The organism is Pseudomonas chlororaphis (assembly GCA_001023535.1).
Classification (GTDB): Bacteria; Pseudomonadota; Gammaproteobacteria; order Pseudomonadales; family Pseudomonadaceae; genus Aquipseudomonas; species Aquipseudomonas chlororaphis_E.
Genome location: CP011020.1, coordinates 1,101,181 through 1,122,501 on the forward strand (window position 1 = coordinate 1,101,181; position 21,321 = coordinate 1,122,501).

20 protein-coding genes are annotated in these 21,321 nt (G+C 64.6%); 7 read left to right on the top strand and 13 right to left on the bottom strand.

The genetic code is table 11. From position 1 onward, the window contains the following. Nucleotides 1-55: 55 nt before the first annotated feature. Nucleotides 56-2,251 (top strand): metal ABC transporter ATPase, encoded by a 2,196-nt coding sequence (locus VM99_04760; protein ID AKJ97390.1) that lies wholly within the window; start codon nucleotides 56-58, stop codon nucleotides 2,249-2,251. Continuing rightward, a complete protein-coding gene (locus VM99_04765; protein ID AKJ97391.1) occupies nucleotides 2,248-2,655 on the top strand; it encodes a transcriptional regulator in 408 nt (135 codons plus the stop codon). Before VM99_04760 ends, VM99_04765 begins: the two co-directional genes overlap by 4 nt. A gap of 297 nt (nucleotides 2,656-2,952) precedes the next feature. On the opposite strand, the gene VM99_04770 is transcribed toward VM99_04765, so the two are convergent. Together VM99_04770 and VM99_04775 are read right to left on the bottom strand one after the other, a co-directional pair. Further along, a complete protein-coding gene (locus VM99_04770) occupies nucleotides 2,953-3,846 on the bottom strand; it encodes a kinase (GenBank protein ID AKJ97392.1) in 894 nt (297 codons plus the stop codon). Between the two features lie 229 nt (nucleotides 3,847-4,075). Then, on the bottom strand, nucleotides 4,076-4,867 hold the full coding sequence (locus VM99_04775; GenBank protein AKJ97393.1) for an AraC family transcriptional regulator: 792 nt from the start codon (nucleotides 4,865-4,867) through the stop codon (nucleotides 4,076-4,078). A 79-nt stretch (nucleotides 4,868-4,946) separates the two neighbouring features. Between VM99_04775 and VM99_04780 the strand changes: the two genes are divergently transcribed. Further along, nucleotides 4,947-5,975 (top strand): bile acid:sodium symporter, encoded by a 1,029-nt coding sequence (locus VM99_04780; protein ID AKJ97394.1) that lies wholly within the window; start codon nucleotides 4,947-4,949, stop codon nucleotides 5,973-5,975. On the opposite strand, the gene VM99_04785 is transcribed toward VM99_04780, so the two are convergent. Continuing rightward, the gene (locus tag VM99_04785) at nucleotides 5,962-7,239 is read right to left on the bottom strand and encodes an acetyl-CoA acetyltransferase (GenBank protein ID AKJ97395.1); all 1,278 of its coding nucleotides are present in this window, start codon (nucleotides 7,237-7,239) and stop codon (nucleotides 5,962-5,964) included. The genes VM99_04780 and VM99_04785 overlap by 14 nt on opposite strands. 146 nt (nucleotides 7,240-7,385) lie before the next feature. Between VM99_04785 and fabG the strand changes: the two genes are divergently transcribed. Together fabG and VM99_04795 are read left to right on the top strand one after the other, a co-directional pair. Next, nucleotides 7,386-8,738 carry a 3-ketoacyl-ACP reductase gene (fabG, locus tag VM99_04790; GenBank protein ID AKJ97396.1) on the top strand — a complete coding sequence of 451 codons (1,353 nt, stop codon included), beginning with the start codon at nucleotides 7,386-7,388 and terminating at the stop codon, nucleotides 8,736-8,738. A gap of 1 nt (nucleotide 8,739) precedes the next feature. Next, nucleotides 8,740-9,594, top strand: coding sequence for an acyl dehydratase (locus VM99_04795; protein AKJ97397.1), 855 nt, complete (start codon nucleotides 8,740-8,742; stop codon nucleotides 9,592-9,594). A 181-nt stretch (nucleotides 9,595-9,775) separates the two neighbouring features. On the opposite strand, the gene VM99_04800 is transcribed toward VM99_04795, so the two are convergent. From VM99_04800 to VM99_04815, 4 genes are read right to left on the bottom strand one after another with little or no spacing between them, the layout of a single operon-like run. Further along, nucleotides 9,776-10,333, bottom strand: a complete 558-nt coding sequence (locus tag VM99_04800) for a lipoprotein (GenBank protein AKJ97398.1) — start codon at nucleotides 10,331-10,333, stop codon at nucleotides 9,776-9,778. A 20-nt stretch (nucleotides 10,334-10,353) separates the two neighbouring features. Then, nucleotides 10,354-10,974 (bottom strand): lipoprotein, encoded by a 621-nt coding sequence (locus VM99_04805; GenBank protein ID AKJ97399.1) that lies wholly within the window; start codon nucleotides 10,972-10,974, stop codon nucleotides 10,354-10,356. 22 nt (nucleotides 10,975-10,996) lie between these two features. Then, complete coding sequence (locus VM99_04810; GenBank protein AKJ97400.1) at nucleotides 10,997-11,746, bottom strand: SAM-dependent methyltransferase; 750 nt, start codon at nucleotides 11,744-11,746, stop codon at nucleotides 10,997-10,999. Beyond that, on the bottom strand, nucleotides 11,743-12,048 hold the full coding sequence (locus tag VM99_04815; GenBank protein ID AKJ97401.1) for a pyrophosphatase: 306 nt from the start codon (nucleotides 12,046-12,048) through the stop codon (nucleotides 11,743-11,745). Before VM99_04815 ends, VM99_04810 begins: the two co-directional genes overlap by 4 nt. Nucleotides 12,049-12,206: 158 nt before the next feature. Here VM99_04815 and VM99_04820 point away from each other — a divergent pair, with 158 nt between their 5' ends. Further along, nucleotides 12,207-12,500 (top strand): MFS transporter, encoded by a 294-nt coding sequence (locus tag VM99_04820; GenBank protein AKJ97402.1) that lies wholly within the window; start codon nucleotides 12,207-12,209, stop codon nucleotides 12,498-12,500. A 255-nt stretch (nucleotides 12,501-12,755) separates the two neighbouring features. Beyond that, nucleotides 12,756-14,105, top strand: a complete 1,350-nt coding sequence (locus VM99_04825; protein AKJ97403.1) for an XRE family transcriptional regulator — start codon at nucleotides 12,756-12,758, stop codon at nucleotides 14,103-14,105. 4 nt (nucleotides 14,106-14,109) lie between these two features. On the opposite strand, the gene VM99_04830 is transcribed toward VM99_04825, so the two are convergent. From VM99_04830 to VM99_04855, 6 genes are all read right to left on the bottom strand, one after another. Further along, the gene (locus VM99_04830) at nucleotides 14,110-14,901 is read right to left on the bottom strand and encodes a hypothetical protein (GenBank protein ID AKJ97404.1); all 792 of its coding nucleotides are present in this window, start codon (nucleotides 14,899-14,901) and stop codon (nucleotides 14,110-14,112) included. Further along, entirely contained in the window at nucleotides 14,898-16,211 is a 1,314-nt protein-coding gene (locus tag VM99_04835) for a type VI secretion protein (protein ID AKJ97405.1), read from the bottom strand. The genes VM99_04830 and VM99_04835 overlap by 4 nt, the downstream gene beginning before the upstream one ends. Before the next feature lie 412 nt (nucleotides 16,212-16,623). Beyond that, nucleotides 16,624-18,537, bottom strand: a complete 1,914-nt coding sequence (locus VM99_04840; protein AKJ97406.1) for an arginine decarboxylase — start codon at nucleotides 18,535-18,537, stop codon at nucleotides 16,624-16,626. Nucleotides 18,538-18,890: 353 nt separating this feature from the next. Next, complete coding sequence (locus VM99_04845; protein AKJ97407.1) at nucleotides 18,891-19,262, bottom strand: translation initiation factor Sui1; 372 nt, start codon at nucleotides 19,260-19,262, stop codon at nucleotides 18,891-18,893. A gap of 168 nt (nucleotides 19,263-19,430) precedes the next feature. Next, nucleotides 19,431-19,988, bottom strand: a complete 558-nt coding sequence (locus tag VM99_04850; protein AKJ97408.1) for an NUDIX hydrolase — start codon at nucleotides 19,986-19,988, stop codon at nucleotides 19,431-19,433. A gap of 3 nt (nucleotides 19,989-19,991) precedes the next feature. Then, nucleotides 19,992-21,059: a hypothetical protein gene (locus VM99_04855; protein AKJ97409.1), complete on the bottom strand. Its 1,068-nt coding sequence runs from the start codon at nucleotides 21,057-21,059 to the stop codon at nucleotides 19,992-19,994. Nucleotides 21,060-21,321 lie beyond the last annotated feature (262 nt).

Sequence of the window (21,321 nt, forward strand, 5' to 3'; positions counted from 1 at the left end):
CTTGCCAGCATGGCAAGGTTGATCCTGTAGTCATTCACTACAGGGAGCCAGACCGATGTCCGAATCCAGCACCTTCGACCTGCCGATCAGCGGCATGACCTGCGCCAGTTGCGCCGGGCGGGTCGAGCGGGCCTTGAGCAAGGTGGCGGGCGTGAACAGCGTCAGCGTCAACCTCGCCAACGAACGCGCCCATCTCGAATTGAACGGCCAGGTTGACCCGCAGATCCTCGTCGATGCGGTCAGGCGTGCCGGCTATGAGGCCGAGGTCAGGCCCGTCGAGCCATCCGCCGAAGTGCAACGCCAACGCCTGGACCATGAACGCCTGGCATTGGTGCTGGCGATCCTGCTGGCCTTGCCGCTGGTGTTGCCGATGTTGCTGCAGCCGCTTGGCGTGCACTGGATGTTGCCAGCCTGGGTGCAGTTCGCCCTGGCGACTCCGGTCCAGTTCATCTTCGGGGCGCGTTTTTATGTCGCCGCCTTCAAGGCCGTGCGCGCCGGCGCCGGCAACATGGACCTGCTGGTCGCCCTGGGCACCAGCGCCGGCTACGGCTTGAGCCTTTACGAGTGGGCCAGCGCCCGCCCCGGCAGCCTGCCGCACCTGTACTTCGAAGCCTCGGCGGTGGTGATAGCCCTGGTACTGCTGGGCAAGTACCTGGAAAGCCGCGCCAAGCGACAGACCGCCAGCGCCATCCGCGCCCTCGAAGCCTTGCGACCGGAGCGGGCGATCCAGGTGGTCGACGGCCAGGAGCGCGACGTCGCCATCAGCGCCTTGCGCTTGAATGACCTGGTGCTGGTCAAGCCCGGCGAGCGCTTCCCGGTGGACGGTGAAGTGCTGCAAGGCCAGAGTCACGCCGACGAAGCCCTGATCAGCGGTGAGAGCCTGCCGGTGCCCAAACAGCCCGGCGACAAGGTCACCGGTGGCGCCATCAATGGCGAGGGCCGACTGTTGGTGCGCACCCAGGCACTGGGTGCCGAAACCGTCCTGGCGCGCATCATTCGCCTGGTGGAGGACGCCCAGGCCGCCAAGGCACCGATCCAGAAACTGGTGGACAAGGTCAGCCAGGTCTTCGTGCCGGTGGTGCTGGTGCTGGCCTTGGCCACGCTGGTCGGCTGGTGGTGGTACGGTGCGCCGCTGGAAGTCGCCGTGATCAATGCCGTGGCAGTGCTGGTGATCGCCTGTCCCTGTGCCCTGGGCCTGGCGACGCCGACCGCGATCATGGCCGGCACCGGCGTGGCTGCGCGCCACGGGATCCTGATCAAGGATGCCGAAGCGTTGGAGCGTGCCCACGAAGTCGACACCGTGGTGTTCGACAAGACCGGCACCCTGACCTCGGGCACCCCGCGCATCGTGCACTTCAGTGCCCTGGAGGGTAACGAAGACACGCTGCTGCAGTGGGCCGGCGCGTTGCAACGCGGCAGCGAGCATCCCCTGGCCAAGGCGGTGCTGGACGCCTGCGGCGAACGCGACTTGAGCGTGCCGGACATCAACGACAGCCAGTCCCTGACCGGCCGCGGCATTGCCGGCAGCCTCGACGGACGTCGCCTGGCATTGGGTAACCGGCGCCTGCTGGAAGAACGGGGCCTGGACCCCGGCACGCTGGCCGAGTCGGCGCAAGCGTGGGAAAGCGAAGGCCGCACGTTGTCCTGGCTGATCGAGCAAGCCCCGACGCCACGGGTATTGGGCCTGTTCGCTTTCGGCGACTCGCTCAAGCCCGGCGCCCTGGCTGCCGTCCAGGCCCTGGTTAAGCGCCACATCGCCAGTCACCTGCTCACCGGTGACAACCAGGGCAGCGCCCGGGTGGTGGCTCAAGCGCTGGGCATCGCCAACGTGCATGCCGAGGTGCTGCCGGCGGACAAATCCGCCATCGTCCAACAATTGAAAGACCGTTCGGTGGTGGCAATGGTCGGCGACGGCATCAACGACGCCCCTGCGCTGGCCGCCGCGGACATCGGCATTGCCATGGGTGGCGGCACCGATGTGGCCATGCACGCGGCTGGCATCACCCTGATGCGCGGCGACCCGCGACTGGTGCCGGCAGCGCTGGACATCAGCCGCAAGACCTACGCCAAGATCCGCCAGAACCTGTTCTGGGCGTTCGTCTACAACCTGATCGGCATTCCCCTGGCGGCATTCGGCCTGCTCAACCCGGTGCTGGCCGGCGCGGCGATGGCACTGTCGAGCGTCAGCGTGGTGAGCAATGCGTTACTGTTGAAATTCTGGAGACCCGAGCCGTTGGAGGACAAGCGATGAACATCGGCCAAGCAGCCCGGCAGAGCGGCCTGAGTGCGAAGATGATCCGGTACTACGAATCCATCGGCCTGCTCAAGGCGGCCCATCGTACCGACAGTGGCTACCGGATCTACGGCGCCGAAGACCTGCATACGCTGGCGTTCATCAAGCGCTCGCGGGACCTGGGGTTTTCACTGGAAGAGGTCGGCAAACTGCTGACCCTCTGGCAGGACCGCCAACGGGCCAGCGCTGATGTGAAGGCCCTGGCCCGGCAGCACATCGACGAACTGAACCAGAAAATCCGCGAACTGGCCGAACTGCGCGACACCCTCCAGGACCTGGTGGACCACTGCCACGGCGACCACCGCCCGGACTGCCCGATCCTCAAGGAACTGGCGTCGGGGTGCTGCGCCCGACCCGCCTGAGTGCCCGCCCCCGGGGAATGGAAAAATTGCCCTCGGCACACCGTTCCTTGTGGGAGCGGGCTCGCCCGCGAAGGCGTCATTCCAGCCAGCTCACCTATCGCCTGACACAGCGCTTTCGCGGGCAAGCCCGCTCCCACAGTGGGTCTTCGGGGGACGGAAGAATTGCGCTCGGCACACCGCTCCTTGTGGGAGCGGGCTTGCCCGCGAAGGCGCCATTCCAGCCAGCTCACCTATCGCCTGGCACAGCGCTTTCGCAGGGCAAGCCCGCTCCCACAGGGTTCACTCACCGGGCCGGGCTTATTGCATCCAGGGCGGAGGCGGTTCTTCGGTTTTGCCGGGGGGGGCATCGTCGGCGGTGCGGGCGGCCTGGCGGCGTTGCTCATCCAGGCGGGCGGCCTCGATCTCGCGCATGACCCCACCCACATCCGCCAGTTCTTCAGGCTCGTCGAACTCGCCGGTCAACACGCTGGCCGGGTGCAAGGTGCCGGACTCATACAACGCCCACATCTCCTTCGCGTATCGGGTGCGCTTGAGTTCCGGGGCGAACCGGCCGAAGTAGGACGCCATGTTGCCCACGTCTCGCTCCAGCATGCTGAAAGCATGGTTGTTGCCCGCGGCATCCACGGCCTGCGGCAGGTCGATGATCACAGGCCCGGTCGGCGTAAGCAGCACGTTGAACTCGGACAGGTCACCGTGCACCAGCCCGGTACACAACATCAGCACGATCTGGGAAATCAGGAACGCGTGATACTCACGGGCCTGATCCGGCTCCAGCACCACATCGTTCAAACGTGGCGCCGCATCGCCGTACTCATCGGCCACCAGCTCCATCAGCAGCACGCCTTCGAGAAAGTCATACGGCTTGGGGACTCGCACACCGGAGTTCGCCAGCCGGAACAGCGCCGCCACCTCGGCGTTCTGCCAGGCGTCCTCGGTCTCCTTGCGCCCGAACTTCGAGCCCTTGGCCATGGCCCTGGCCTGCCGGCTGTTACGCACCTTGCGGCCTTCCTGGTATTCGGCCGCCTGACGAAAACTTCGCTTGTTCGCCTCCTTGTAGACTTTGGCGCAACGTAACTCGTTGCCGCAGCGCACCACATAAACAGCTGCTTCTTTACCACTCATGAGTGGGCGCAGCACTTCGTCGACCAGACCGTCCTCGATCAGGGGTTCAATGCGTTTTGGAGTCTTCATCAGCTTTTATTGTGGGTCCTTTATTACCGAACACGCGAATGACAGTCGTTATACGGCAATCCTCGCTCCACGGGGAGGGGTTGCCGACCTATGAACCTGCGATGCACACACTGTGCCGGATCGCATCGAACGTGCCGAATCATAGCCGACGCCGAGCGCGGCGCCGGTAACGGGAGGCGAAGGTATTTGCTACAAGCGCTGACAACCGCATCCATGGCCAGCGCCGGCGTCAATGCTTGAACAACTCCCCGGGGGTGAAACCAAACATTCCCTTGAAGGCGGCAATGAAGGCGGAGGTCGAATCATAGCCACAAGACAACGCCGCGCTGGTGACACTGTCGCCTTTCTCCAGCGCCCCCAGGGACGACAGCAAGCGCATGCGCTGGCGCCAGGCACGGAAACTCAGGCCGGTTTCCCGCTGGAACAAACGCATCAGGGTTTTTTCCGACGTCCCCAGGCGTTCCGCCCAGGCTTGCAGCGTGACGCCTTGCTCGGGCTGCTCGATCAGTTCGTTGCACAGCGCCAACAGGCGGGCATGACGGGGCAACGGCAGGGAAAACCCCACTTCCGGCAGCGTCGCCAACTGGTCGAGCAACACCTGCACCAGGCGTTCTTCCTGGCTATCGCCCTGGGGGTAATCGGCCGGGAACTGGCAGAACACCTTGATCAACTCCCGCGCCAGCGGCGTGACCTCCAAGACCCGACACCGCCCGTCCGCCCAGGGGCAGGCCTGGCGGTGGACATACAGGCTGCGCATTTCCGCCCGGGTGGACGTCACCACCTGATGCTCCAGATCAGCCGGGATCCAGATGCCCCGCTGGGGTGGCGCGAAGAAACTGCCCGCGGCCGTGTGTACGCCAAGAACACCACTGATGGCGTAGGAAAACTGCACCCAGTCATGCCGATGGGCCTGGGTCCAGGACCCGGCGCTCAGGCTTTCGACACGGGCATAGAGCGGCCGCGGCAGTTGAGTCAGGTCGGGGATGCGCCGCTCGAGTTGCTGGTGTCCGTTAGTCGGCATTGATTGGCCTTATGTCGCAAGACGACTGTTTGCGACGACGTTAGGCTAAGTCGACTTTTCTTACAACTTGCGGTGCCCTATGCATATTTTCCGACACCTCAAACGGATAGTGACCGACTGGTTCCTCTGCGGCATGGTCCTCGCCACGCTGCTGGCCTATTTCTTTCCTACGTTCGGTGCCACCGGCGGCGCCATGCATGCCGAATGGGTCGTCAACATCGGCATCTTCGTGGTGTTTTTCCTGCATGGGGTCAACCTGTCCGGCGAGCAGATCCGCCACGGCCTGAAAAACACCCGGCTGCATCTGATGGTGCAAGGTTTTACCTTTGGCGTGTTCCCGCTGATCTGGCTGATCAGTCACTGGCTGGTGGGCAGTCACGTCCCGGCGCTGCTGATGCTGGGCTTCCTGTACCTGTGCGCCCTGCCCTCGACCATTTCCTCGTCGGTGGCCCTGACCGGTAGCGCCGGCGGCAACGTGCCCGCGGCGATTCTCAACGCGAGCCTGTCCAGCGTACTGGGGGTGGTGCTGACGCCCTTGCTGGTCAGCCTGGTGGTTGGGCGCGGCGCCGGGGGCATCGACCTCGGCTCGACCCTGCTCGACCTGTGCCTGATGTTGCTGCTGCCGCTGGTGCTCGGGCAGGTCCTGCGGCGTTGGCTGGCGGGGTTCTTTGGCCGCTACAAACGCTACACCAACGTCATCGACAAACTGGTGATCCTGCTGCTGGTGTACGCGGCGTTCTGCAACTCGATGGTCTCCGGGATCTGGCAGCAGCAAGGCAACGGCCTGCTGCTCAGCGCGGCATTGGGCAGTGCCATCCTGCTGGCGATCATCCTGTGGATGACCACCCGCACCGCCCGCGCCTTGCGGTTCAGCAATGCCGATGAAATTGCCGCAGTGTTCTGCGCCAGCAAGAAATCCCTCGCCGCCGGGGTGCCGATGGCCGCGTTGATCTTTGGCAACAACCCCGGCCTGGGCCTGATCCTGCTGCCGATCATGATCTACCACCCGCTGCAGTTGATCGTCTGCTCGATCTTCGCCGAGCGCTACGCCAGCCGCCGACGGGCGCAGGTCGTCCAGGCGAACGAGGCGGCCCTCAGCGCTCGATGATCGCCGTCACCCCCTGGCCGGCCGCCGCGCAGATGGAGATCAGCCCGCGGCCGCGCCCGGCGGCATCCAGCAACTTGGCGAGGTTGGCGACGATGCGTCCACCCGTGGCGGCGAACGGATGCCCGGCGGCCAATGAGCTGCCCTTCACGTTCAAGCGGCTGCGGTCGATGGCGCCCAGCGGGACCTCGAGGCCCAGGCGGCTCTTGCAGTAGTCCGGGTCTTCCCAGGCCTTCAAGGTGCACAACACCTGGGCGGCGAATGCTTCATGGATCTCGTAGTAATCGAAATCCTGCAGGGTCAGGCCGTTGCGCGCCAGCAACCGCGGCACCGCGTAGACCGGCGCCATCAACAACCCTTCGGCACCATGGACGAAATCCACCGCCGCCGTTTCGCCATCGCGCAGGTACGCCAGGATCGGCAGGCCCTGCGCCTTGGCCCATTCTTCGCTTCCCAACAGCACCAGCGAGGCGCCATCGGTCAACGGCGTGGAATTGCCTGCTGTCAGGGTGCCCTTGGCGCTCTTCTCGAAAGCCGGTTTGAGCGAGGCGAGTTTTTCCGGGGTCAGGTCGGGGCGCAGGTTGTTGTCCCGGGTCAGGCCGAGAAACGGCGTCATCAAGTCGTTCTGCCAACCTTCGGCGTAGGACGCAGCCATTTTCTGATGGCTTTCCAGGGCCAACTGATCCTGCGCCTCCCGAGGGATCTGCCAGGTCTGGGCCATCAACTCGCAGTGCTCGCCCATGCTCAGGCCGGTGCGCGGTTCGTTGATGCGCGGCAGGTCGGGCAGCAGGTGCTGGGGCCGCACTTGCAGGAAGGCCTTGATCTTATCGGCGGTGGTCTTGGCACGATTGGCTTGCAGCAGGATCCTGCGCAGCCCCTCATTGACCGCAATCGGAGCGTCGGAGGTGGTGTCCACGCCGCCGGCAATGGCGCTGTCGATCTGTCCGAGGGCAATCTTGTTGGCCACCAGCAACACCGTTTCCAGGCCGGTGCCGCAGGCCTGCTGTACATCGTAGGCCGGCGTGGTGGGCGACAGCCGCGAGCCCAGCACGCATTCGCGGGTCAGGTTCATGTCCCGGGAATGCTTGAGCACCGCGCCGGCGGCGACTTCGCCAATGTGCAGGCCATGCAGGTTGTAGCGCTCGATCAGTCCCTCGAGCGCGGCGGTCAGCATCGCCTGGTTGCTGGCGGTGGCATAGGGCCCATTGGAGCGGGCGAACGGAATGCGGTTACCACCGATAATCGCGACGCGGCGTAGCTGTGTCATGAAGAACTCCCCGTGTAGGTTCGAATGCGCAAATGGCCTGAAAAAAACGCCGCTCCCTGCGCAAGCTTAGGCTTTATCTCGGCGATCGAACGACTGATTGCCAATCATGGTCCACACTTGGAACCTCATCAGCCGGAGTGTGTTCCATGTCTGACCGCTATATCGACTTCGCCAATTCACCTGTTGGCCTGCGTCTGGTCGGGGCCCTCGGCCTGCCCTCGCCGGTGCGCCTGGAGCGCTGGCAGGCTGGGCGGCTGCGACCGATCGAGGGCGCGTTGCTGCTGGGCGGCGGGCCGTTGACCGAGCAGGTCGGCACGTTCGCCAAACGCCTGACCGACGCCATTTTCGTCTACGGTGGCGAACCGAGCCTGGCCACCGAGTGGATCCCCGGCCACGGCCCGAAAATCAAGGCGGTGGTGTATGACGCCAGCCACCTGGTGCAGGCCGACCAGCTCAAGCAACTGCGCGAATTTTTCCAGCCCTTGATGAAAAATCTCGACCGCAGCGCCCACGTAGTCATCCTCGGTCGCGCCCCGGAACGGCTCAGCGACCCGTTCGCCGCCAGTGCCCAGCGTGCGCTGGAGGGTTTCAGCCGGTCCCTGGCCAAGGAGTTGCGCCACGGCGGGACACTGCAACTGCTGTACGTTGGCGACGGGGCCGAGGCACAGCTAGAAGGTGCGTTGCGCTTCTTCCTGTCGCCCAAGAGTGCCTTCGTGTCCGGGCAGGTCGTTCGCCTCAATGCTTGCGACACCCAGGTCCAGGATTGGACAAGGCCGCTCACCGGGCTCAAGGCACTGGTCACCGGGGCTGCCCGCGGGATCGGCGCCGCCATCGCCGAAACCCTGGCCCGCGATGGCGCCGACGTGATCCTGCTGGACATGCCGCAGGCCAAGGCCGACCTCGACGCCCTGGCCGCACGTCTGAGCGGGCGCAGCCTGACCCTGGATATCTGCGCCGAAGACGCGCCTTCGCAATTGATCGAACACTTGCCCGACGGCGTCGACATCGTGGTGCACAACGCCGGCATTACCCGCGACAAGACCCTCGCCAACATGACCCCGGAATTCTGGGACGCGGTCCTGGCCGTCAACCTCAACGCTCCGCAGGTGCTGACCAAGGCCCTGCTCGACAGCGGCACCCTGCGGGACAATGGCCGGGTCATCCTGCTGGCGTCCATCAGCGGCATCGCCGGCAATCGCGGGCAGACCAACTATGCCGCGAGCAAGGCCGGCCTGATCGGCCTGGCGCAGGCCTGGGCGCCTACGCTGCAGGCGCGGGGCATCAGTATCAACGCCGTGGCACCGGGCTTCATTGAAACGCGCATGACCGCCGAGATCCCTTTCACCCTGCGCGAAGCCGGGCGGCGCATGAGCTCCCTGGGCCAGGGCGGCCTGCCCCAGGATGTCGCCGAAACCGTGGCGTGGCTGGCGCAACCCGGCACGGGCGCTGTCACCGGGCAGGCCGTGCGGGTGTGCGGGCAAAGCCTGCTGGGAGCATGACATGACGATCCAATGGCACGAGGTCAGCGGCGCACCGTCGATGACCGCGCTCTACGTGAAAGCGGCGACGCGGCGCAAGATCAGCGGCAAGACCTTGCCGGAACAAGGGCTGCGCCAGGTGCTCCAGGTCGACCCGCAGCGACTGGCAGCCTATCGCAAGGTCTGCGGCTTCGCCGAGAACGGGTTGCTGCCGCCGACGTATCCCCACGTCCTGGCGTTCGCCTTGCAAATGCAGTTGCTTACCGACCGGGACTTTCCGTTTCCGTTGTTGGGCTTGATCCATTTGAACAACCGCATCCGTGTGCTGCGGCCCATGGGCGGCGTCAACCAGGTGCGGGCCAGCGTCAATGTCGAGAACCTGCAACCTCACCCCAAAGGCGCGGTGTTCGACCTGGTCACCCGCCTGGAGGATCAACTGGGGCTATTGTGGCAAGCCCACAGCCAGATGCTGTGCAGGGGTGTCGAACTGGATGGGACACCGCTGGCCGACACGCCCGCCAACAGCCTGGCATTGATGGAGGTGGCGCACTGGCGCGCGCCGGCCGACATTGGCCGGCAGTACGCCAAGGTGTCGGGCGACTACAACCCGATTCACCTGAGCGCCGCCAGCGCCAAACTGTTCGGCTTCCCGACTGCCATCGCCCATGGCCTGTGGAACAAAGCCAGGACCCTGGCCGCCCTGGATCAACACCTGCCCGAGGCCAACCTCGAGATCGAGGTGGCCTTCAAAAAACCCGTACGCCTGCCCAGTGAAGTGACACTGCTGGCGAGTGCGGCAGGGTCCAGCGGGGACTTGCGGTTGATGGGGGCAGGGGATCTGGAACACATGGTGGGAGGCTGGCGGCCGGCGGGCTGAAAGGTGACCGCGAGGCCGCCTTCGCGAGCAAGCTCGCTCCCACATGGGACGGAGGCTGTCCGGGATTCTGCGGCTGGCACCCATCCCCCTGTGGGAGCGAGCTTGCTCGCGAAGACGTCGGCCCATCCAACGTCAACGCCTCAGGCAGGCCCGCTCCCAGAAATGGACTGCGCCAAACTGGCTATCGCGGCGGATAGGTCGACAGGATCCGCCCCACCGTCTCCCGTACCGCGGTGTTACGGTCCGTCGGGTTCGGCGAGTCGCTCAGGATCTGCTCGTCACTGCCCCGCCACACCAGCTTGCCGTCCTTGCCATCGAGCAGGTCGATCTGCACGGTGCCGACCTTGTAGCTGATGTTGCGGGTTTCGTTGTACATCGGCCCGCCCCAATAGCCGTTCCAGGGGCCGCCCCAACCACCGCCATAGTTCGTGGTCACCTGCTGCTGGCGATCCTCGACGATCAGGTAAGCCTGGACCAACACATCCGCCCGACCACCTGCCGCCACCGGGCGCAGGCCGCGCTGGTCGAGTTGATCGGCAACGGCCTGACGGATGCGTTGTTCGGTCAGGTCGCTCTTGATGCGCGGGTCATCGGGGCGGTATTGCAGCGCCGGCTCTTTCCAACTCCAACTGCGGTACGCCGCGAAATCGCGGCTGGTGTCGAAGTCGTGATTGACCTGGTTGGAGGCACAGGCGCCCAGCAGCAGGGCAAAAGACAGTAAGGCAAGACGGTGCAACATGGTTTTTCTCCGTTGCAGGATCAACTGGGCGGATACGCCGACATGGCTTTTTCCACCGCTTCGCGGATAGCGTCCGTGCGTGCACCCTGGCTGCCGCGCTGGCTGGTTTCGGCGCTGGCGCTCCAGACCGGCTGGCCATTGCGCGCGTCGAACAGCTCGACACGCACGACCACCACCTGCTCCTGGTACGTGCGCACCACCGGCACCGTGTGATACATGCCGTACCCAGGGCCATAGCCGGGGCCGTAGCGGTTGTAGCCGCCGTAGTAGCCGGTGTCGTAGTCATCGCGTACCTGGCGCAGGCGGGTTTCCAGGCGCAGGTCGGCGCTGACGAAGAGGTCGGCCGGCCGATTGTCATGCAGCGGGCGCAGGCCGCGCTGGTCCAGCGCGTTACTCACTGCCTCGGCCACCTGGGCCGAGTCCGCCCACGCAGTGCCCGGCGGCAGTTGCCCGTTGCGCCAGGCCCAACTGCGGTAGCGCCCGTAGTCCCGAGGCGGCGCGGGGTACGCACTGCGGTCGAACACCTGGGCGGCTTCCGGTGGTGCCGGCGGCAGCGGGTTGGAAGTGGCGACATACGGGTTGCTGCCCTGGCAGGCCGCCAGCCCCAGGCACAGCACCAATACCCCTGAACGACCTTTCATGTTGCTCTCCAGTGCCGCTGGATCAGCGCGGACGGCAGATCCAGTGCAGATAACGTCCCAATCCGGCAAACGCGGGATGGCGACGGTGGGCCAGCTCCATTTCCAACAACTGCGCCAGCTCCACGCGCCCTTGGAATTCCACGGGCATGTAGTCATGGAAAACCCGCACGCCACTCTGGTTTTCGACCTGCCACAGGCCTTCAAGTTGCGCCGCCAACGCGCGCGGATCAAGGGGTTGTTGCGGTGTCAGGCTCTGTTTTTCGCCGGCCATGTCATTTTTGCGCAACTTGCGGAAATGCCCCTTGAGCAGGTTGCGATAGACCAGCGCATCGCGGTTGTAGAACGCCAGGGACAACCAGCCGCCCGGCGCCGTGAGCTGATGCAGCACCGGCAGGATGGCATGGGGCTCGGCCAGCCATTCGAGCACCGCATGGCACAGCACCAGGTCGTAGGGCTCGGTGAGCTGGCCAAGCAGATCCTGCCACGGCGCCTGGATGAACGTTGCCTGCTGCCCCGCCACGGCGAAGCGTTGGCGGGCACCTTCGAGCATGGGCTCGGCCGGCTCGGCGAGGGTCACCTGGTGACCGCGCTCGGCCAGCCACAGCGACATATGGCCCAGACCCGCGCCGATATCCAGCACCCGCAGCGGGCGATCCGGCAAGGTTTCCAACAGATCGGCCTGAAGCACCGCCAGGCGGATCGCGCCCTTGGCCCCGCCGTAGATTTTCTCGGCAAACCGCGTGGCCAACTGGTCGAAATGACGGTCGCTCATTGGCCGAACCGCCGCTCGCTGTCGGCCAGCTTGTTGCGCACCACGGCGTCCATGTCCAGGCCCAATTCGCTGCACAACAGCAACAGGTACAACACGATGTCACCGACTTCCTGCCCGGCATGGGCCAGGGTGTCTGCCGGCAACTGGCGGGACTGATCCTCGGTCAGCCACTGGAAAATCTCCACCAGCTCGGCCATTTCCACGCTGGCGGCCATGGCGAGGTTCTTCGGGCTGTGGAAGCGCCGCCAATCGTTACGGTCACGAATGGCGTGCAGGCGTTCGGTCAGTTCAACAAGGTTCATCGGGCTCTCCTGAATGCGCATAGCTTCGGGGGGATGACCGGGGAAGGCAAGCCTCTCGGTGCGCGTGGCAATTTGCCCCATAATCGAACCATCGCGACGCCAACAGCTCCTACAATCAGACACAGTTCAACCCGGATCCCCTTCATCAGGATGCACACATGCAGGTAGAAAGCTTTTTCGAATGGCTCGGCCAAGCGCTCGGTTCGGTGATCCGCTTCATCGTCGACCTGCTCAGCGGCCTGTTCAACACCCTGGCCCACGCCGGCGGCAACTTCGTCGACGGCCTGGCGCGCACCTTGGGCATGGACACCTCGATCATCAGCATCATCGCGCTGATCATCGGGTTGATGATGCTGTATTCGGCGATCCGCGCCTTTATGCGGGCCTCGATCATCATGGGGATTATCTGGTTGGTATTGGGGTTGTGGTTGTTGAGTTGGATCATTCACTGAGGTCGCACGAGCCTATGCAGGAGCACAGTTGTGGCGAGGGGATTTATCCCCGCTGGGCTGCGCAGCAGCCCCAAACCCAGGCCATGCGGTACATCAGGTAAACCGCGTTAGTCGGATTTACGACTGCTTCGCAGCCGAACGGGGATAAATCCCCTCGCCACAAAAAACGGGCCTGCGAAGTGCGGCGTGCTTCGCAGGGACTGGAAACGATCATCCAGAGAACCCGCTACAATTGCGCTCCATCAAGGAGCCCGCATGTCCCACCTGATCACCGACTGGCGCGACCGCCTTACCCATCGCCGGGTCTGGGCGCTGGCGGCGCCGATGATTCTCTCGAACATTTCCGTGCCGCTGGTGGCGCTGGTGGACAGTACGGTCATCGGCCATTTGCCCCATGCCCATCAGCTGGGCGCGGTGGCGGTCGGGGCGAGTCTGTATACCGTGCTGGCGTGGGCCATGGGTTTCCTGCGCATGGGCTCCACCGGGTTCGCCGCCCAGGCCGCCGGACGTGGCGATGGCGCGGCGCTGCGGCAGGTGCTGGTGCAAGGCCTGTTGCTGGCGATGGGGCTGGCGGTGGTGCTCGGCGCCGTCGGCGTACCGCTGAGTGGCGTGGCGTTGCACTTCATGCAGCCATCGGCCGAACTCGACCAATTGACCCGCGACTTTTTCCACACCCGGCTCTTCGGCCTACCGGCGGCGCTGGCCAGCTATGCATTGGTGGGCTGGTTCCTCGGTGCCCAGAATGCCCGAGCGCCGCTGGCGATCCTGCTGGTGACCAACCTGGTGAACATCGCCCTGAACCTGTGGTTCGTGATCGGCCTGGACTGGGGCGTGGCCGGTTCGGCCCGGGCCTCGGTGATTGCCGAGTGGACCGGTGCGCTGGTCGGCCTGGCCCTGGCACGCAAGACTCTGCGGGCCTGGCCCGGACAGGTGGCCTGGGCAGCCTTGGGGCGGTGGCAGAGCTGGCGCCCGCTGCTGGCGGTGAACCGGGACATTTTCATTCGCAGCCTGGCGCTGCAAGCGGTGTTCTTCCTGATCACCGTGCAAGGCGCGCGGCTAGGGGACGCGACCGTGGCAGCCAATGCCCTGCTGCTCAACGGCCTGCTGCTGACCGCCCACGCCCTGGACGGCCTCGCCCACGCGGTGGAAGCTTTGTGCGGGCATGCCATCGGCGCCCGCGATCGCCTCGCCCTGCGCCGTTCGCTGGTGGTGGCCTGCGGCTGGTCGCTGATTGCAAGCCTTGGGTTCGCGCTGCTGTTCCTGCTCGCCGGCCACCTGTTCATCGCGATGCAAACCGACATTCCCGACGTGCGCGCCACCGCCGACCAGTATCTGCCTTACCTGGCGGCCCTGCCGCTGATTGCGGTCTGGAGCTACCTGCTCGACGGGCTGTTCATCGGCGCCACCCGCGCCCGGGAAATGCGCAACGGCATGCTGCTGACGCTGTTGCTGGTACTGCCTGTCGCCTGGGCGCTGCAAGGCTTGGGCAACCACGGGTTGTGGATCACCTTCCTGCTGTTCATGGCCTTGCGCAGCCTGACCCTCGGGGCCATCGCCTGGCATCTGCAACGGCGCGATCAATGGCTGGGCAGCCCCAGCCCATGACATTTCACCCCGGACCGCCCTGCCATGCCCGGCGTAGCTGATCGAGGTATTCCCGTGGCGACCGGCCTTCCAACTTCGGCACCGGCCGGGCATCGGGGTGTTGCAAGCGCAGCCACAACCAGTCATCGAGCAACGCCTGTTCGGTGAACCCCAGCCCCATCCCCTCCTGGAAGCGCTTCCAGAGCAGGTGATAATCACGCCCGATGGCGCGCGACCAGCGCCAGGCGTGGCGCTCCAGCAGGCATTGCTGGAGTTGGCATTGCTGCCGATCACTGAGGCTGTGTTCGTTCTCCAGCGCCGTCACCGGCAACCCGGGATTGGTCAGTTGCTGCCAGCCCAGGCTGCCGATGGCGCGGTCGGCCCAGGTGCCACCGAACCAGCGCACCTGGCTGATGGGCCCCAGCCAGCAACTGAGTTCCTGCGGGTCGCAACCGTCGAAAAAATAGCTGGCGGTGTGCGGGTTGTAATAGTTCAGCAACGCTTTGTGGTGCAGGCCCAAGGTCACCGTCAGCATCCGCCGCAGATGCGCCAGCAGTTGTTCCGCCGACGCACTGCTGATCAACACCAGCCCCGGCCAGGCCTGCGGATCCAGATGACAGAGACTGACCAACCCACCCGCTCGCCGAAGATCCAGCAACAGTGGGCTGTGCTCCCCGAGGCCGTGCAACTCGGTGTCGTCGAACAGCACCTCGGCCTGAACCCCCGCGAACTGTTCTTGCAGGCGCCACGTCGCGTCGGGCGCACTCGGTACGTCGAGCAGCAACCAATGGGACCCGGCCAGGGTGCCGGCGCTCACGGCGCGATACCCGCGCCGGGCTGGGTGAGCAACCGGCAGGTGCACAACGCCTCGGCGCAATGGCTGAAACTGCCGCCGCCGGGTAGCAGGCACAACAAGACCAGCGGCTCGGCACTGCGGATCGCCGACAGGAGCATCGGGTCGGCAACCGCCGGCCCCGGTGCGCGGCCGGCGATCGGGGCGGCCGCAGGCTCAACCGGCGCAGCCAACGCGGGGCCGTCGAGAAAGGCACTGATCAACGGACGATCCGGATCGCCTTCGATAAAACTCACCAACACCTCGGTGCCCTCGCGCAACTCGTCCGCCCCCGCCAGCAACTCGGGCGCCAACGGCAGCCAACAATGGCTGGAACGGGCGCCCTCGCCCTGGTAGACCCAGTCGAACTGCACCGCCACGCGTCCGGCTTCTTGCATCACCGGCTCATCCACCGCGACCACCCAACCCCGTTGCCGGCTCGCCATGCGCGGCTTCGTCGCCCGCAGGGCTGTCTGCCACGGCGCGCCCTGGGGGATGGCCTTGAACTGGTTGCCATACACCCCCGCCTGGCCGCGGTGCTCGACGCCGGTCAGCAGCCAGCAGCGGTTCCAGCCCTCCAGGGGATGCGCTGCCAGCGTCACCGCTCGGCCAACGTGCAGGTTCTTCAGGTCGCTGCGCCCCCGGGCAACCTGTGCGCCCGGCAGCGTGCTCTGCACACTGAAGGCCCGGACGCCCGGCGCTGGCCGGTGGTCGCCATAAACCGCCTCGCCCACCAACGGGAAACGGTCTGGACTGTCGGTGAAAACCAGGCAATGTCCGTCCGGGGTCTGTTCGAAATGAAAATGGATGCCGGCTTGCGCGCACAGCCGTTGGAGAAATTGCAGGTCCGACTCCCGGTATTGGGTGCAGAAGTCTTGCGCAGGGTAGTCGCCGCTCAGGTCCAGGCACAGGTGCCGGCCGCCGATGCCATGTTCCCGGAGCACCTGGCGCAGGATCTGCGGCACCGAGCGAGCAACGAACACCCGTTGGCTGAAGCGCTGCGCCAGGCAAGCCAGCTTCGGCCCGATACGCACCCGGCAGCCGGCGCCCGGAGGCTGTTCGAGCAGTTCGTGCAATTGCCCATGAATGCCTCGACCCGGCGCGCCGAAGCTCAGCCACACGTTGCGGTACAGCAGCCCGGCCAAGTCCACGGGGGCGTCGGGGAGCAACAATTGCGCCTCATAGGCGAAGGGTTCGCTGATGGCTTCGCTGCCCGTGAAGGCCACGACGACCAAGGGTTCGGGCAGACCGGCTATCTCCAGACGAAAGGCTGACTCGCGGGCTGGATCGGACATCGGCGTTTCTCTACAGGAGGGGCGGCCGAGGATTCTCGCCGAGAGCCATGGTCGAGTAGAGGGCTGAAGTACAAGTTAGGAAAGGGACTACACGAAATTAGGACTACGCCGGTTATGTGCGCCGATGCGCGGAAATAACACAGGCACAAACAAAAATGCCCTTCAGGACTGTCCGAAAACTCCCGCAGTATGCGATGCAGTTTCTGACAGAGCGAAGGGCATTTGCCGTCCAGTTGAAAATGGCGCCGGAGCCCCTGTGGCGAGGGGATTTATCCCCGTTGGGCTGCGAAGCGGCCCCAGAACCCAGTCTGTGGAGCAACAGGCAAATCTCGTTAGCCGGTTTTACGGCTGCTTCGCAGCCGAACGGGGATAAATCCCCTCGCCACAGGTTCGGTGGACGCTCAGGCCCCCATCAAGAAGACAGATACGACGAACGCGTCAGGCCCAGGCGCAAGGCGTCGAGGAACTGGGTGCGCTCGGCAGCGCTGATCCGGGCGCTGGCGCACTTGTCGCGGTAGTGAGTCATCAACTCTTCCGGCGACAGGTGCACGTAGCGCAGCATGTCCTCGATGGTGTCGTGGGTCTCGATACCGGCGTGGTACACACTGCCGTCGGCGTTCTGGTAAATGTTCACCGAGTCGGTGTCACCGAACAGGTTGTGCATGTCGCCCAGGATTTCCTGGTAGGCGCCCACCAGGAAGATGCCCAGCAGGTAGTCTTCGCCCGTGTTGAGGGCATGCACCGGCAGGCTGGTCTCGATGCTCTGCTCGTCGACGTACTGCTTGATCTTGCCATCGGAGTCGCAGGTCAGGTCTTGCAGCACGGCACGGCGCATCGGCTCTTCGTCGAGGCGATGCAACGGCAGGATCGGCAATACCTGGCCGATGGCCCAGGTGTCCGGCAGGCTCTGGAACACCGAGAAGTTGCAGATGTACTTGTCGGCCAGCTTGTCGTTGAGTTCGTCCAGCACCTGGCGGTGGGACCGCTGGCGAGCCTTCAGCGAATTGTGCAGGCGCCGGCAAACGGCGAAGTAGCACTGCTCGGCCAGGGCTTTCTCGGCCAGGGTCAACTTGCCGTCGGCGTACTGCGCGGCCACGTCGCTCATGTAGTGGGTGGCACGCCAGTAGGTCTCGGTGACCATCTCGATGTCAGTCGGCCCCAACAGGTCCACCAGCCATTGCACGGTTTCCGGCAGCTCCAGCTTGTTGTCGATCACCGGCACGTCGTCGTTGTGCTTCTCGACGTCGGTCACCTGCACCACCAGCATGGCGTGGTGGGCGGTCAGCGACCGGCCGCTTTCGGAGAAAATGTGCGGATGCGGCAGGCCCTGGGCGTCGCAGAACTCCTTGAGCATGCCGACCACGACACCGGCGTAGTCGTCCATGTCGTAGTTGATCGAACTGGCATTGCGCGAGTGGGTGCCGTCGTAGTCCACGCCCAGACCACCGCCCACGTCGATGTGGTCCACCGGCAGGCCAAGGTTGCGCAGCTCGCCGTAGTAGCGGATCGCTTCCTTGAAGCCGTGCTGGTAGTCCGCCAGGTTGGCGATTTGCGAACCCATGTGGAAGTGCAACAGGCGGATGCCCTGGTCCAGGCCCGCGGCGCGGAAGCGCTCGACCACCGACAACAGTTGCGCGGCCGACAGGCCGAACTTGGATTTCTCGCCGCCGGTATCGGCCCACTTGCTCGATGCCAGGGACGACAGGCGCACCCGCAGGCCGACCTGTGGCTTGACCTTGAGCGAGGTCGCCTCTTCGATCACCAGGCCGACTTCGGACTCTTTCTCGATGACGATGAAAACGTTGTGGCCCAGTTTCTGGCCCATCAGCGCCAGGCGGATGAACTCACGGTCCTTGTAGCCGTTGCAGACGATGGTCCCGCCCTTCGGCGCCAGCGCCAGCACCGCCAGCAGCTCCGGCTTGGAACCGGCTTCCAGGCCGATGGAAACATTCTGGGTGGCGATGATGTTCTCGATCACCGCTTCCTGCTGGTTGACCTTGATCGGGTAGAGCGCGGTGTATTGGCTCTGGTATTCCAGCCGCGCGATGTTGCTGTCGAACGCACCGGTGAGCTGGCGCACGCGGTCTTGCAGAATGTCGGGGAAGCGCACCAGCAAGGGCAGCGAGAGGCCGCTCTGGCGCAGTTGCTCGACTTGCTCGAACAGGTCGATGGGCGAGCTGCCGGGACCGTTCGGACGGACTTCGACGCGACCGGCGTCATTGATCGCGAAATACCCGGCCCCCCAATGGCGAATCCCGTAAACACTGCGGCTGTCCGCAACTGTCCATTGGCTGCCATCGTCTTTGCGTGTGCGTCGTACGGACATCGAAGTCCCCTATAAAGAAGTCAAAATGCACCATCCGGTCGGAGGCTGGGGCAGTCTAGAGAGTGAAAATGACGAATTGTCTGTCAGCAGGGTAGACCCTGCTGGCAGCGCTGAGTTTAGGCTCTGTCTGAAAAGCCTTGATACTCGTTCATGCTGCGTTGAAAACCGGCTCGGAATGCTCATTTACTCCAGTAAACTCCGCTTCCTCGCCGGTTTTCGCCTTGCCTGACCTTCGTCTCAAGACTTTTCAAACAGAGCCTGGAAACCCGTTCAGAACAGGCTCTGTGAAAACCATGCGGGCGACCGCGAACCGTACGTTCGGATCAAGCCGAGGGTGGTTTTCACAGAGGCTGCTAGCCGCCGGATTTCTTGGCCTTGAAACCGTGCTTGACCAATTCGGCCAGCAACAGCTCGACGTGATCGCCCTGGATCTCGATGACGCCGTCCTTCAACGCGCCACCGGTGCCACAGCGTTTCTTCAACGTCGTCGCCAATTCCTTGAGCGCGTCTTCGGCCAACGGCACACCGGTGATCGTGGTCACCGTCTTGCCGCCGCGACCCTTGCTTTCGCGGCGCACGCGGGCAATGCCATCACCGGCAGGGATGACGGTCTGTTTGCAGATGCAGGCATCCACCGGTTGACGGCAATCAGGGCAATGACGACCGGCGTCGGTAGAAAATACCAGGCCGCCCAAGGCGGCGAAGGATGCGGCTTTTTTGGCCACCGGCAATCCTCTCGGGAGGACAAAGACTGGTCGAGAGAGCAATGCCTCGACCGCGAAGCCCCACTCAGGCAGGGGCAGCGCTACTGGACCGCAGACGTCGGTTCAGCTTGAAAAGTCGCGCAGTGTAACGGCAAAAAGCCGACTTGCTAAGGGCCAATCGGCGCCAATTTATAGCTTCTTTGCGACGCCATCGCCGTGGGCGCGCAAATAGCGCTCCAACGCCGCCAGCGAGTCCGGGCAGTAAGGCTTGCGGCGGATTTCATCCAGCACCTGGTCGATGGGCAGAAACCGCGCTTCGAGCACTTCCTCCGGTTGCAGCACCAGGGGGCCGTCCCACACCGCCGAGAACGCCGAGCACCACAGCCGGCTACCGGTGTCCTCGAAATAGAAGTGGTCGTGGGCGGTCAGCGCGACGCCGCTCACGCCCAGTTCCTCGGCCAGCTCCCGGGCGGCCGATTCGGTGTAGGTCTCGTGGGCCTGCACCATGCCGCCCGCCGCCACGTCCCAGAACCCCGGGTAGATCGCCTTGCTCAACGTGCGCCGGTGAACACACAGTTCACCGGCCGAGTTGAACAACAGGATGTAGGTGCCGCGCCCGATCAGCCCGCGCTCACGCAGGTCCGAGCGCACCAGGCTGCCCAGCAGGTTGTCGTGTTCATCGACCCAGGCGATCAGCTCGGCATCCGAGGCCTCTCGGTGGGCGACCTCCCGGGCGCTTTCGCTCATCGATCAGCCCTGGTTCAGCAGTTGCCGCAGGTCGATGACCGCTGCGTTGGCCCGGGAAATGTAGTTGGCCATCACCAGCGAATGGTTCGCCAACACGCCGAAGCCGCTGCCATTGAGGATCATCGGGCTCCAGACCGGTTCCTGGGACGCTTCCAGTTCACGAATGATCTGCCGGACGCTGACGGTGGCGTTCTTCTTCGCCAGCACGTCGGCGAAGTCCACTTCGATGGCCCGCAACAAATGCGACAGCGCCCATGCCTGGCCGCGCGCCTCGTAGAACACGTTGTCGATTTGCATCCATGGGGTCTCGACGACTTCTTCATCCACCTGCGGCACCTGGCCCGGCGCCGGAATTTCGGTTTTCAACGACGTGTTGAGCTTGACCCGGCCCACGCTGGCCGACAGGCGCTGGGACAACGAACCCAGGCGAGTGCCGACATCCCCCAGCCAGTTGTTCAGGTTGTCGGCACGGGCGTAGAACAGCGCGCTCTTCTGGGCCGGATCGGACAGGCGTGCCTGGTAGCGGCTCAGGGAATTGATGCCTTCCTGGTACTCCGACTCACTGGAGGGCAGCACCCAACTGCGGTTATCGAAGTTGAAGCGCGGCTCGGCCTTGGCCAGATCGGCGTCTTCGGCGGACTGTGACTGGGAACGGGCGAAGTCCTTGCGCAAGGCGCGGCTCAGGTCGCGAACCTGCACCAGCACGCCGTATTCCCAGCTCGGCATGTTGTCCATCCACAGGCCCGGCGGGAAACGGTCGTTGGAAATGTAGCCGCCCGGTTTGGTCAGCAAGGTGCCGGCCACGGTCTTGAGGGTCTCGACGGTGGTGTAGCCCACCACCATTTGCCGGCCGTCCCGCTCGGCTGCCGCCTGGGCGTTCTGCTGCACCGGGAACAGCGCCGGCTCCTGGCTCCAATACCAACCCAGGGCGATGGTCACCAGCAGGTACAGGCCGACCAGCGTCGCCAGTGCCCGACTGAACAACAGCCCACCCAGGTAGCTGCGGGTGTCCGATTTCGGTTCGGCGGCACGTTCAGGCGCGCTGCCCGCGCGGTTTTTCCAGTCCAGCATGGCGATATCCCTTCAATCACTTGAGTTCTCGGTTCGACCACAACCCTACGCCATCGTGCCTGATTTGAAACGCGATAATGTGGCGGCCAATCAGGCCTGCCCTGGCAGGGTCGTCGAGCAGCCACTATAAATGAAGCGCCGCCGTCGGTCTTCGAAACTGGCCGGTCATTAACTGAATGTCGCGGTTGGACAGATTATTGACGTATGACACTGATGCAAGGGAAAAGAGGTGCTAGCATAGAGCCACCAGTCGACCTCAGCA